This is a genomic window from Mycobacterium sp. IDUB_36 (assembly GCF_055419225.1).
The window spans coordinates 472095-485516 of sequence record NZ_JBVAXH010000002.1; the positions used below are offsets into that span (position 1 = coordinate 472095).

The window sequence follows — 13422 nt, forward strand, 5'->3', positions numbered from 1 at the left end:
GAAGCGGGCCTGCGTCCCTCATACGATGGAGCACCATCGATCGACACCGTCTCCTGGCATGGCGACTGGTACACCATGGTGGGGGCAGCGGATGCCCAGCCCAGCGCTAACGCCCCCAGCCAGGCGTCTCTGGTAGCACTCGGAGAGCAATTTGCCTAATTGTGCTCCGCATCGGCCCCCAGATCATGGCGAGAGATCCCGTGACCGGTCCGCCGACGTTGAAGGCCGACTCACCGTGCTTTTCAGCTAATCTTCCCGGCAACCGGACGCCGTTTCCAATCGTGATGGGTGGTAATAGCTGAACTGGGGGCCGTCGACGAAAAGGCGTACGTGACTCGCGTCGGTCAGTTCATAGCCGAGGGCGGGTGAAGGTACTGAAATGCCTTGCGCGCGATGACGCCTAGCTGGCGGGGTCGCTCGGGCTGGGGTTCGCCGATCCAGCCCTTCTCTGCGGCCTTTTTGCGGGCCTCTACGTCGTCACTCACCTTTCAGCGTGCTCCGCATCGAGGTCGGTCGAAATCCAAAGGCAGCTGAGGCACACCTTCACCGTCCGCCACCGGACCGGTGAGGCGTGGTGGGTCACCACCGCAGTCACATGGGATTCTTCGCGGCCACCACGGGGACCCCTGGCGATCCACTCGTGGCGGGCCCGCTGCCTCTCGCCGAAGAGACCCATGGACATCTCGGCTGTCTTAAATTTGGCCAGCCAAAAAGCTCCCGCATCAGGATCGGCGGTTTTGGGGTACAAGACTCTCCAGTAATGGCGGTACGGCTCGTCATCAAGTCGCCATACGGCAGGCCAGTAGGCCCCGGAGTCATGTCCGAGTTCCTCCGCCTGATCGTTTTTCTCGGCGTCGTCGGGCTGTTGGATGCTTTGGGACGCTTGATGTTCAGTCATTGGCGGTCCTCGTTTAGGCCCCGGCACATTGGGGCGCTCTTGCCAGGCACCGGCTGGTGTCGGCCACTTCGTCACCCGGACCACCCACGAGCGTGGGGTTGGTGTGCGCCGAGCCGGGGCTTAGTGGCGCATCTCGTGAAGCGATTGAATTCTATCGGGAACCTATCGTTCAGTCGACAATCACCAGTTCGGCTTGCTGACGCTCGTCGGCGGACCATCCAATAACTGAAGTCCTTGCAACACTGAGATTCCAGCAACGTGATGACATGCGGCGATTTAGAGGTGGGTGACACCCGAAAGCAACTGTTCGAAGCAGGTTTCGAAATCTTAAACGGATGGCGGAACGCCTCGGCGGACCGGTGCCGAGGGGCAGCGAAGAATGGATATGCCTTCGCACCGACGGCTCGTCGCGAAAGCGCTGGGAAGCGAGAAAGGCTGCCCTTCAGCGGGCCGCGGCGTTGGGTCTCAGCGACTACGACGAGCCGTCACTCTTCGATGACGTGTAGTCGCCGCGCTCACATCGAGAGTATTTCTTCCGGCCGGCGCGGGCTGATCAGTGACTCATAGTTGGCTACCGTCTCGATAAGGAACGCGTCTAGTTCCCCGCCGTGGCTCTCCATCGCCATCCGTCGCACAGAGTCGGCGAGGAGGCCACCGTCGATGAGGATGATCGGGTACTGATCGTCCAGCATCTCTTTCTGCGCGGGCGTTGTATACCAGCCTGTCGTGACGTAGACGCCGATCCATCCACGCCGAAGTCGCGCAACGACTCTCGCGAGTTGTTCGGCGCTGATCCCGGTTAACGGTTGAACGCACTTAGCCTGTCCCAGTACGACCAGCGATGTCATCGCACGTTCAGTTCCGACGTCGAGCCGGCCAACGAAATCGGTTCCACCATCGCCGCTTCCTCGGGTAATCCATCCCTGCTGAAACTGGCCTGCGCCGCCTCCCAGCACCTCTGCAGCGACTTTTAGCGCGAGCACCTCGAATGAATGTTTCTTCCCGTCGAAGTGTCTGTAGATCTTCTGAAGCGTCTTGTCTTCTGCGGGACCACCCGGCTTCTGGCCCGCCCGCGGCACCACTCGCGAACTAAGGACACGCTGGCGGATGTCCGGCAGCGCGGGCGACCCACCAGACACCCAGTCTCTCCATGCTTTTGGCGCGTATCGCAGTGTGTTTGGTGATGCCAAGCCCGGGTCACGCCGATCATCGATCCAGCGCCAATCGACAACCTCACTCTCGGTTGCTATCTGAAGCAGGGCAAGGTCAAACACGTAGTTCGGGAAGGTCATTCCACTCGTCGGGTCGCGCTGCACGACCGTTTCGATCCGCTTGACCACAGCCACTCCGCAGAACTCGACGTGCCCTTTCGGCTTGCCGCGGTAGGTGACGCTCCGAAACACCATGATGGGCGGGGCAATCGCGCGCTGCGCGCGTGTCGTTGCCTGGTGAAGAAGCGCCGCCGCGTGAAGTGGGCCGTTGCCGAGTGTGCTTCCCACTCGACCGATCGAAGACACCTTATGGTCGCCGAAATACCGGACATGACCGTGATCGAGATCGAAGGTGTCGTGCCATGGAGTATCCTCGCCGCCGGCCTTCCAGGGGCTGGAGCGCACCGCAATGACGGGGCGCCTCTTCCCGTCAGCCGCCGTCACCTCGCCGGGGTAGTTGATGCCACGTTCGAGTTGAAGCCTGGTCCCGTTTGTCGCTACGGTCGTGAAGTAGAAATTCGGCAAGCCATCGACGACAGCATCCGTATCGGGCACACCCCGTGGATATCGGAGGATCGACGACACGCGCATGGGACGCGAAGGCATCGGCCCTTGCGATACTTCCGGATCTGTCACCGGAGATACTGGCGCACGTGGCGAGCCACTGCTGAGGCCAGTCCAACGGGCACCGCGTTGCCGATCTGCTTTGCGATGTCGATCTTCGAGCCGCACCAAAGATAGTTCTCTGGGAAATCCTGTAGGAGTGCGGCTTCCAAGTGTGTGATGGGTCGGTTTACCCGACGGGACGGCTTGGCGCGATCCCATTGCGGGTGAAGGTACTGGCCCTTCTCCGGCTTGAAGAACTCCGTGCGGATTGTCAATGACGGTGCATCCCAACGCATGCGGCCCATCACATCGTTTGTGCCGGTCGGCTTGTTGCGCCAGCAGTCGGGCAGCAGCTCGTCGGGAAGGTCGAACCGGCCACCGCCCGGCGGGATGCAGTCGTACCTTCGCATCGATTGTTCGCGCGGCGTACGCCCGACATGGAGGTCGAGCCACTTGAATGGGCCGGGCAGATCCTCCCCGAAAAAGGCCGTCCGCGCTTCCGGAAGGAATGTGGTGGAGGGCTTCTCGGGCAGGCGCGCGATCCGATCCCGAACCGTGGCCCACGGCTGGCGGGCAAGTCGGCCGTGGGTCGGTTCCAGCAGGTCGATGCGACCGATCCGAGATCCGATGACGATCGTCCGGGTTCGTCGTTGGGCTACGCCGAAGTCAGCGGCGTTGAGATGTCCGAAGCTCAACTCGTACTTCGAGAGGCTGCCGTCTTCGACTTCTGCCCTCAGCAACTCGAACTCGCTGGTCTGCATGAAGCGAGCCACGTTCTCGATAACGAAGACCTGAGGGCAGGCGTGCCGGACGACCCGCAGATACTCACGCCAGAGCGAGTTACGAGGGTCATTGACGTCCTTCGATCCCAGGTTGGAGAAGCCTTGGCAGGGAGGTCCCCCGATGACGACATCTACCTTCGGGATGCTCTTGGAGTCGACCGACGCGATGTCCCGCCACCACATGTGGTCCTCGCCGAAGTTCGCGGCGTAGGTCGCGGCAGCGCTCAGGTCCCACTCAACCGCCATGGCGGGCTCGAAGCCAGCACCGACGAAACCGGTTGTCATACCGCCGCAGCCTGCGAACAGGTCGATCAGGGTCGGCATACGAAGATGGTAGTGCCGCGGTCGGACACGTCGTGTGATCGCCATGCCGGAGATCACGCCGTGGTGTCGCCTTCAACATCCGGCCGGCGAGTAGAAAGCGACCGACTGCCCGTTTGGGGTCTATTCGGTACGGTGCAATGGTGCGACTAGTCCTAATGGGCAGCATTCACCGACCTCGACAGCAACACCGTCGAGATCTACCGCGGCCCAGCCAACTCCGCGGCATGGAACGAATACAGACGTAAATACATCGTGATCAGACTGCTTGGACTCGACATTCCGCCCACCGATCCATCGAGCGGGCGTAGCCGCTGTCGGCCCGCTGCCCCGTCGCCGCGAATCCCGTGAAAGCATTCTCAGACATGACGAAAGAGTCGCCTTCAGCCGAAGATCGGACCGCGGAAAACGCGATCGGGGACGATGCCAACGCCCGGGCAGCCTACGCCGCGATCGCGGCCCGCTCCTTGAGTCACAACAGCCTCCAATGGCAGACCCCGTCCCTCGCGCTCGCCGCCGAGGCCTTTCTCCTCCAAATCGCGCTTGGACACGACTCAACGGGGCCAGCACGCCTAGTGGCATCAGCCCTGAACGTGATGCTTTCTCTGCTATGCATTCAACTGATGGTCAAGCACCGCTTGACTCAGATCGACGACCGTCAGACCTTGATCCGACTCGAGAAGCGATTGGGGTTGCCGCCCTACCACCAGAAACCCGTCGTCTTAAACGCTCCGTGGTGGGAGAGACGGGTACGCACGAGTAGCACAAAGATTTGGGCTGCCGGATTCGGAACACTAGGCACCGTCGCGCTCGGCATCTTTTTCGTAACCCTTCACAGGTTCCTCTGCTAGTGCGGTCGGCCTTGAAGCATGGACACTTAGCAGCTCCGCGCGCGAATTCGCGCCATCGCCGCCCCGCCTGCTTAACAGCTGGTGGTCGCGTTCTTTGACCCGAACAACACTTTCGACGCCGGCACATTCGACACGCTCCCTAGCAATCCTCGTGACGCATTCTCGACCAGCGACCTGCTCGCGCTCGCGATGCTCGACGTAGCGCCGAGACCACTAGCCGTTCGCGCACTCCTCAAGTCCGACTTCTCCAAGCACCTCACCGCTGTAAGAGACGACCTGGATCTGTGGGCGGCCACAGACGAAGACCTGAAACCCGCATACCGCCTGTGGGACGAGTTGATCGCTTTGCCTGACGTCGGCCCGACGAGGGCGAGCAAGCTGCTGGCCCGTAAGCGACCCCGGCTGATTCCCATCATTGACTCGGTAGTCAGAACGAGCTACGGGCTGACGAGTCAAGACAATTCGTGGATTGCACTGCGTGGGGCATTGCAAAAGCGACACTTGCGGTAGGAGATCGACGCAATACGACCCGAGCACTTGTCGTCGAAGATTACGACATTGCGACTACTGGATGTAGCTGCATGGATGCGCGGCAGCCGCTCGAAGGCTGCCGAGAGAGAGCGTCGAAAATTGCGCCTTTGACTCTTCCATGCCCAGCATCGACTGGGGTGCCGAATGTGCTATACAGCGAATGATTTAGCGTAAGAACCGATTTCACTAAATCGATACACTCGACTCAACTATCAAGCTCGGGATGTTCTTCGTTCAGATCCCAGGAAATCCACAAACAACTCAGGCACACGTTGACCGTTGAGGATCGCACTGGTGACGCGTGATGGGTGATGACCGCCGTCTGTTGGGCGACCGCACGGCCGCGTCTGGGGCCACGCGCGATCCACTCGTGTCGCAGCCGTTGTCTCTCGCCGAATAATCCCGTGCACATTTCTGCGGTCTTCCACTTGGCATACGAGTGTGCCGTGGATTTCGGGTCCCCGCACTGGGGGTACAGAACGCGCCAAAGTGCCGATACGGCTCGTGATACATCTCAAATGCTCCCGCCTTGACCTAAACCGTTCGGCTAAAGGTCCCGGCCTTCTCCGAAAAGCACCGTGCCGGGCAGCGGGGTTGCCGTTCGCTCACGTTCGGAGGCGTGCGAGCGAATCTCTGGGCCTTGATTCCACGGTACCTGCCCGTGACGACAGTACGGCTGTTAGTTTCGGTCGCCGGGAGCTTCAGCGCATTGTTTTCCTGGAGAGTGAGGCGACGGTGGTATATGTCTCGCCTGCACAAAGCTTTAGTGTGCGCTGCGCGACGGTCTGGGAACGCATCACCACCCAAGGCGGCCTCGACGCCACGCTTCAATCGCGCGCCGCACTCGAACTCGAACGCCGTCTCCAGCACTGGCGAGGCGACTACCTTCCCCGCCCCACGCGGTTCAAGAACAAAGTACCGGTTGACCGCGGTTCTCACTGCGTCGTCCCGGCCGATCCTATTGAGCTGGTCATCGTTCGAGCAGTCGCGATGACCAGCGGTGCAGCACAGTTCGGCGTCTCCCCCAACGGCGCGATCTTCACCGCACATGGTGACGGCTGGACGATCCGGGGTCCACGAGTGGACGTCACACGCTTGTCATGGCTGCTCGATGAAGCAGCCGACATCCTCCAAACAATGCGACACGGCCGAGGGGGACGCTTCTACGAGCGCGGCGGAAAATTCTTCCTAGCCGATGGCAGAACAATCATTCTCGAAGTCTTCGATCAACCCCTTGCCTCACCCGATGAACCGACAACACGTACGGAAACCAGCCAATCGTGGTGGCAACACATCATTTCCACCGTGACGGCGCTGTGGAACGACTCTCCGCCTATTGAACCGGGCGGGACGGCGGGCGGAGCGCGACTGGATGAGGCGATTCGGCTGGCGAACCAGGCGCCGGTGCGACGCAGACCGGCCAAGTACTTCCCCCCGCAAGATGTCTGCCCTGTCCATCACATCGAAATTCCCCGAAACGGCCAATGCGATGAATGTTCCGCAGATTAAGCCGACCGTCAGAACGGGCTCACGCCCTGCCGCTGTGACGCACGTCGACTTCATCTTTTCTCGGCATCCGCGCTGCCCGCAGTGCGGCGGTTGCACTCCAGAATCGCCTCGTTCGGAATCACGATGGGACCGATTGAAGGACCGTGGATCGCGTCGATGGGATGCACGGTCACCGAACCGCGCCTCCGATGGCTCTGTGGCGACTGAAATACGAGTGGTAAGTCTCTGGGCAAGCGGATGCCAGACCGGGTCGTTCTGATAGTCAGTGTCGGCGGTGTCATCCGATCGTATGAATTTGCCCGGCAGGCGCATGGCGCTGCCGCAACAGCGATCAGTCGACCAGTGCTCCCTCACCACTCGGGGAGCGACGCGGCCATTTCGCCTTAATTCCCCGAATTTTGCACCCAATGGCGGGCTTCAACGCTGTGACCTTTCACGATTTTTGTTCACTCACCGCGAGCGGGATCCGCCGCGCACGCGTCTCGCCGACCGGACCAAACAACATCAGCACTACGCCGAGTACGTCCTCCGCGGACTCGCATCGTCAAACCGACCATGCGCGATGCCGTTTCACCATGAGCGAGCTGACAACGTATCTCGACGGCGAATGTTGCGACCGAACCAGCGCAGCGCTTCGCGAGCATATATCCATCTGTACGGGTGGCCGAGAACAGTGCGAACTCGAATCGCGAATCAAACGATTGCTCGCGACGAAGGCAGGCGGTAAAGCCGCTCCTGCATGGCTGCGTTTTCTTCTGTGAGCACCGCGCTCACCGTCAGCCGCATACTCAGCGCCCGCGGACGCGGACAGACGCGATCGCGACGGGCTACCGTTCTTCGCGGCGGCAAGATTCTCGTCTAGCTCACCGGAAACGGTCAAAGTTTCGCGCCATGTCTGCTCCGCTGCCGCTATGTTGGCACGGTAGTCGCAGGGTTGCTCGTCGTGGGTCGAGGCACGATCGATTAGGTTGCGCACTCGCGACCGCAGGAGTTCCGATCTTTGCGATGGTGGACAGAAATGAGGTCAGCGATTTAAATGGACGGGTTGCAAGCGACGCCGATCGAAGCGGTTCGCCGAATTCACGTGCCCCCTGATCCCGGCATTCTCAAAGCACTGGGCATGAACCAAAGCTTCGAATCCGCTGTCGCCGACCTCATCGACAACAGTCTGGACGCCGAGGCGAGCTGCGTGCTCGTCCGATTCGTTCTCAGGCGTGGACGCGCCGAGCAGTTGCAGATCATCGACAACGGCAAGGGGATGAACGAGGCAGGGATCGATGCCGCGATGACCCTGGGTAAGCCCAAGGCTCACGGCAAGGTCAGTTACGGCTACTACGGCATGGGCCTGAAGTCCGCGTCTTTCGGGCAGGCATCCACATTGACGGTGATGTCGCGGAGCACCCGTGCCGGCGCCGAAGCGCGACGTATGCATCGGGAGAGGCCGGGCGCCGACTTTGACGTCGACGTGCTCAACTCCGACGCAGCGGACGAGCATCTCGACGAACTGCTGGCACTGGTCAGGTCGGTCAAACGAGGAACCGTCGTGCAGTGGGACAAGGTCAAGGATTTCCCCCGCTCGCGAGATACGTCTCAAAACGGCGCCTACTTAGACAGACGGATCACCGACCTGCACCGACACCTCGGTATGATCTACCATCGACTAATCGAGCGTAGCGAGGTCGAAATCACCATCGACACCTACGACATCGGCGAAAATGCCGAAGGCATAACCACTTTGGTTGAACCAGTCAATCCGTTCGGCTACCAAAGATCCGGAGATCCCAACTATCCCAAAGACCTGATCGCCGATTTGGGCGATCAGCGGGTGATGCTGCATTGCTGCATCTGGCCCGCGAAATCCCAGGCCCCGCAATACCGTCTCTACGGCCGACCAGTCGAGAGTTTCCAGGGGTTCTATCTATATCGCAAAGATCGCCTGCTCAAGGCGGGCGGCTGGGGCGGAGTCATCCAGGAGAATAAGGCCTACAAGCTTGCGCGCATCGCAGTGGACATCGATGACCATCTCAACGTCTTCAAGATGAGCGTCGAGAAGTCCGGCGTGGAATTCTCATCCAAACTCGTCCATGCGATCGAGAACGCCGATGACGGCGAAGAATTCACACTCCACCAGTACCTGGACGCTGCTGCCGCAACGGTCAAAAAGGGCAATGCCTGGCAACCGCAGCGGACCAAATTACTGCCACCCGGCCCAGGCATCGACCCTGACGTCAAAAAGGCCATCACCTACGGGACTCCGATCCTTGAAGGCAAGGACCCCGTTGCGGTCAAGTGGGGGAAAGTCGCCGGCGATACTTTCGTAAAAATCGATCGCAAACGAAACGCCTTGTTGCTCAACGACAAGTACAGGAAATCACTCCTGCACGGAGATGGCGGAAGGTTCAACGACGCACCCCTGGTGAAAGCCCTAATGTTCCTCCTTTACGAGGACATCCTGCGCGGCCAAGCGATGGGACCGAGAGATAAACAGAACAGCCAATTTTGGGGAGATGTGCTGACCGCCGCTGCACAAGCCGAGAAGAAATATCAGTAGAGTGCCTGACATCCCTGAGCGGCACATACCGTACGCGACTATCGAAGCCTACGCACTCGAAGGCAACAACGGAAGCTTCCAGATCAGTGGAAACCCGTTGGGCCGCATACAGATATCACCATCACTCCACCAAATAACCTTGCTCGTCCAGGTCATCGATAACACGCCAGGGCCCGACCTGAACGCAATGGCCAACCTGGACTACAACCTCGAAGACCTGTCTGGAAAGATGTGGCACCGACTCGATGTGGCTTATACCGATAACCTCAGCGAGGTCTACTCCCTACTATGCGCAATCCTCGACCGCGTGCAAATCAACAGCGAGAGTTTCGCCCATGCCGTTGGTCAGGTACTAAGCGGGTTGAACGAGATTCTCGCCGGCCGCGGCGAGCTGTCGCTCGAAAAACAGATCGGGCTATTCGGCGAGCTAGTAGTGCTACTCTCACTGGCTCGCCACTCCGACGCCCAAGAAGCCGTGCAGGCATGGCGCGGGCCCGGCCGTGAAGAGCATGACTTCGGTTTGGCCACAGAAGATTTGGAAGTGAAGACCACAGCCTCTGAGAAGAGGTCACACTGGATCAGCGGGCTGAGCCAACTCGCACCCACGCCAGACCGCGACCTGTACGTCGTGTCGATACAGCTCACCGCCCCAGGCGCAGGACCAGGGTCGAGCCTTATCGAACTCGTCGCGGCAGCCTACGCCCTGCCGCACGCACCGACGTCGCAACTCACCACCGCGCTGGAAGACGCTGGCTACCACAGTTGGCATGAGGACCTCTACGAAACCCGATGGCGATTGCGAACCAAGCCAGAATTCTTTCTCGTCGATGACGAATTCCCAGCGATGACAACTAAACACCTACTCGGCGGCGTCCCCAATCTCGAACGGATCGACGATGTCCGCTACCGAATCAGCCTCGATGGGCTGAACCCGAGCCACGCCCTATTCGCCATCAATCTTCCAGGATTAACACAATGACAGCCGACTGGCTACGCCTCGCATTCCTACAGATCATCACCGGGATCAGCGGCGGACCCCCGAAAAACCTTGTTACTCGGGCACAAGCCGACGCTGTCGATCACGACACGCAAGTCACAGCCGATGACCTGACAGAGCTAATCATGCAAGCATCGCCGTCAGACCCCTTCCTCACAGCATTAGGAATGGAGGTGCACAAGTGGGACGCAAAGCCCCTGCCCGTCGACTGGGCCGACGGCACCGAACCTTCGACGATCGCTCGACGCGATGTGATCTGCAAAAGGCTCGGTCTAAATGACGCTGGTGCCGCCGCACTGCTCGGGCAAAGATCGATCTACGTCGACCCCACGATCGTGATCACTGGCGAATGGGAGAAGTGGTACACGCCAGAGCGTGCCGCCACCAACACCTTCTACTGGAAGCATTACTCGCGATATCTGTTAAAGGTGCGCAAGTGGCCGGAGAACAACGTCACGTCACTTGACCTGGCCACAACCAAAGTCGTTGAACGCCTTGCAGATCCCACATGGATCGAGGCTCACCAATCGAAGGGCCTGGTAGTCGGCTACGTGCAAAGCGGTAAGACCGCCAACTTCACCGGCGTGATCGCGAAGGCGATCGACGCCGGTTACCGACTTATCATCGTAATGACCGGCACCATCGAAATGCTGCGCAGCCAAACCCAACGCCGCATCGACATGGAGTTGGTGGGAAAAAAGAACATCGTGGGCGATCGCACGCCTGAAGAGGCTGTCGCTCAAAATGTCGATTATCACGACGACCCCGACTGGACGGACCGCTTCCAAGACTTCGGCGGAGACGCAGTCCATCCCGGCATCAGACGACTAACCCATCACAAAATCGACTACCAGGACGAGTTCACCCACCTCAGTTTCGAGCGCGCCCACCACAACAAACCCCTGTATGACCCGGAGAACATCGCGAATTCCGATGCGCGCCTGGTCATCACGAAGAAAAACGCGAAAGTTCTCGCGAAACTGGTTGACAACGTCAAAGCCAACAAAAAAGCCTTCGCCGAAGTTCCCGTATTAATCATCGACGATGAGTCAGATCAGGCCTCTGTCAACACGATTGATCCCGACAAGAAGAAGCCAGGAGATCCTGAGCGGCGAGCCATCAATCAACACATCGCAGATCTGCTCGACCTGATGCCGCGAGCCCAGTATGTGGGTTACACCGCCACACCGTTTGCCAACGTGTTCGTCGATCCTCGCGACCCGCTCGGCATTTATCCAAAGGACTTTTTGATTAGCTTGCCCAGGCCGGATGGGTATATGGGAGTAGAGGCCTTCCACGACCTCGAGCCAGTTGATAAGCCCCTTACGGCCGCGAACAGCAACTTCAACGCTTTCGTCCGTGACCTCTGCGCGTCTGAGGCCGCACCTGATGCGAAGAAACGGCGTGCAGAACTTCAAAGGGCGCTGGACATGTTCGTGCTGACCGGCGCGTGCAAGCTCTACCGCGCGACTCAGCCAGGGATCGACGAATTCAAGCACCACACCATGCTCGTGCACGAGTCAGTAAAGAACGATGACCAGAGGGAGCTCGCCCGCACTGTTCGAAAGGTTTGGGCCGAGTCCGGTTTCACGTTGCCAGCTGGCTTGAAGCGGCTGCGGGATCTCTATGACAACGACGTGCTTCGCGTGTCGCAGGCTCGTCGCGAGGAGAATGCCCCTGAGCTGCCCGATTTCGAGACTGTCAAGAAGTTCATCGGCCAGGCCGTCAGCCGCATCACCGAGCACGACAACAATCCCGTGCTTATCGTCAACAGCGACCAGAGCATTCGACAGCAGCAACAGCAACTGGATTTCGACCGCAACCGCACTTGGCGGGTTCTCGTCGGAGGCGCGAAGCTTAGCCGCGGCTTCACGGTGGAAGGCCTTACGGTCACGTACTTTCGGCGGACAGTCAAATTGGCCGACGCGCTAACCCAGATGGGCCGGTGGTTCGGCTTCAGGCAAGGGTACCGCGATCTCGTGCGCCTCTACATCGACCGGAAAGCGAAGTTCAGTGCGACACAACGAGTTGACCTCTATAAGGCGTTCGAGGCCGTCGCACTCGACGAGGGAGCCTTCCGAAAGCAGCTTGAGATGTACGCAGATTGGGACGGCGACAAGCCGCGCGTACTTCCCTCTCAAATACCGCCCCTGGTATCACAACACCTGCCATGGCTGAAACCAACATCGAATCACAAGATGTTCAACGCGGTGCTCGATGAGCAGAGCGACTCCGTGCTGAGCCCGTCCGGCTACCCATTCGTACTGAAGGACCAGCAATCCAATCTCGATTTGTGGCGCCCGCTGATAAGTCAGTGTGACAACTACACAGGGTTTCCCGCCGGCGGCCAGAAGGAATTGCGTGCTTACACAGGGGTATTGAACGCGAAACTCGTCGTCGATGTCATCGATCAGATGCACTGGATGTACAACTACCAGTCGCGCTGGGTCCGACCAAGATTGGCCTACTTCAGGCGTTTGCTCGCAATGACACCATCGCCGCTAGACGAGCTACTTCTGGTGCTCCCCCAGCCCGGCATTCAGGAAGTCGAGCTCACAAACATCGGGTCGCGCAAGCTGGTCAACCGCGACCGCAGGAAACGGGGTAGCGATCCGATCAAGATTTTTGGCGAGATCACCGACCCCAAGCATCGTCAGTTTATCGACCCGTTGCTCGCACCAACAGCGCTGGCTGGCCATCCTCTCGAGGATTTCTGGTCACCGACCCGGGGGGTCGGGCTCGTCTATCTGGTCAAGGAGCAAGATCCTCAATTCGAACCCAACGCATCTCCTGATCCGCCTGCAGGCGGATCACCCGAACGCGGCCTAATTCTTGCTTTCGCTCTGTATCTGCCCAGGAGTGCCGCGATACAAACAGGCATCCTGACGTTCCATGTCCAGGTACCGGAACTCTCGGATGCAGCAACGGTCGACACCCCATAAGCAGTTGCAGGGCAACCAGTTTCCTGATGAGCGTGATCGCGGCAAGGAGTCCCTCAATAGACCGGTGGCGTCTGCCGAGTATTGCGTCAGCTCGTTCGCCACCGCTCTAATCGCATGATCTTCATCTCAATTTCGGCCAAGTCGGACAGGCGCCGTGACGAACTCAACTTCGTCTCGGCGGCGTGCAGATGTGCTGCCTTTTGACCTCACTCGCGGCACATGG

At 59.6% G+C, this 13422-nt stretch carries 10 protein-coding genes and 2 riboswitches; of the genes, 7 read left to right on the plus strand and 3 right to left on the minus strand.

What is annotated here, in order from left to right; genetic code table 11:
- Window positions 1-481: 481 nt before the first annotated feature.
- Window positions 482-898 carry a hypothetical protein gene (locus ACZYW1_RS20600; protein WP_463788318.1) on the minus strand — a complete coding sequence of 139 codons (417 nt, stop codon included), beginning with the start codon at window positions 896-898 and terminating at the stop codon, window positions 482-484.
- Window positions 899-928: 30 nt separating this feature from the next.
- Window positions 929-1039, minus strand: a riboswitch (SAM riboswitch).
- A gap of 194 nt (window positions 1040-1233) precedes the next feature.
- Here ACZYW1_RS20600 and ACZYW1_RS20605 point away from each other — a divergent pair.
- On the plus strand, window positions 1234-1404 hold the full coding sequence (locus tag ACZYW1_RS20605) for a hypothetical protein (RefSeq protein WP_463788319.1): 171 nt from the start codon (window positions 1234-1236) through the stop codon (window positions 1402-1404).
- A 9-nt stretch (window positions 1405-1413) separates the two neighbouring features.
- Here the strand turns inward: ACZYW1_RS20605 and ACZYW1_RS20610 are convergent, their stop codons facing one another.
- Together ACZYW1_RS20610 and ACZYW1_RS20615 are read right to left on the minus strand one after the other, a co-directional pair.
- Window positions 1414-2664, minus strand: a complete 1251-nt coding sequence (locus tag ACZYW1_RS20610; RefSeq protein ID WP_463788320.1) for a restriction endonuclease — start codon at window positions 2662-2664, stop codon at window positions 1414-1416.
- 77 nt (window positions 2665-2741) lie between these two features.
- A complete protein-coding gene (locus tag ACZYW1_RS20615; RefSeq protein WP_463788321.1) occupies window positions 2742-3821 on the minus strand; it encodes a DNA cytosine methyltransferase in 1080 nt (359 codons plus the stop codon).
- Between the two features lie 929 nt (window positions 3822-4750).
- Between ACZYW1_RS20615 and ACZYW1_RS20620 the strand changes: the two genes are divergently transcribed.
- From ACZYW1_RS20620 to ACZYW1_RS20645, 6 genes are all read left to right on the plus strand, one after another.
- The gene (locus ACZYW1_RS20620; protein WP_463788322.1) at window positions 4751-5179 is read left to right on the plus strand and encodes a DUF6308 family protein; all 429 of its coding nucleotides are present in this window, start codon (window positions 4751-4753) and stop codon (window positions 5177-5179) included.
- Window positions 5180-5720: 541 nt separating this feature from the next.
- Window positions 5721-5840: riboswitch (SAM riboswitch) on the minus strand.
- A gap of 95 nt (window positions 5841-5935) precedes the next feature.
- Window positions 5936-6709: a hypothetical protein gene (locus ACZYW1_RS20625; RefSeq protein ID WP_463788323.1), complete on the plus strand. Its 774-nt coding sequence runs from the start codon at window positions 5936-5938 to the stop codon at window positions 6707-6709.
- Between the two features lie 575 nt (window positions 6710-7284).
- Complete coding sequence (locus tag ACZYW1_RS20630) at window positions 7285-7470, plus strand: zf-HC2 domain-containing protein (protein WP_463788818.1); 186 nt, start codon at window positions 7285-7287, stop codon at window positions 7468-7470.
- Window positions 7471-7745: 275 nt separating this feature from the next.
- Entirely contained in the window at window positions 7746-9260 is a 1515-nt protein-coding gene (locus tag ACZYW1_RS20635) for an ATP-binding protein (RefSeq protein ID WP_463788324.1), read from the plus strand.
- A 1-nt stretch (window position 9261) separates the two neighbouring features.
- Window positions 9262-10239: a PD-(D/E)XK motif protein gene (locus tag ACZYW1_RS20640; protein WP_463788325.1), complete on the plus strand. Its 978-nt coding sequence runs from the start codon at window positions 9262-9264 to the stop codon at window positions 10237-10239.
- A complete protein-coding gene (locus ACZYW1_RS20645) occupies window positions 10236-13199 on the plus strand; it encodes a Z1 domain-containing protein (protein ID WP_463788326.1) in 2964 nt (987 codons plus the stop codon). Before ACZYW1_RS20640 ends, ACZYW1_RS20645 begins: the two co-directional genes overlap by 4 nt.
- The last annotated feature ends 223 nt before the right edge of the window (window positions 13200-13422 follow it).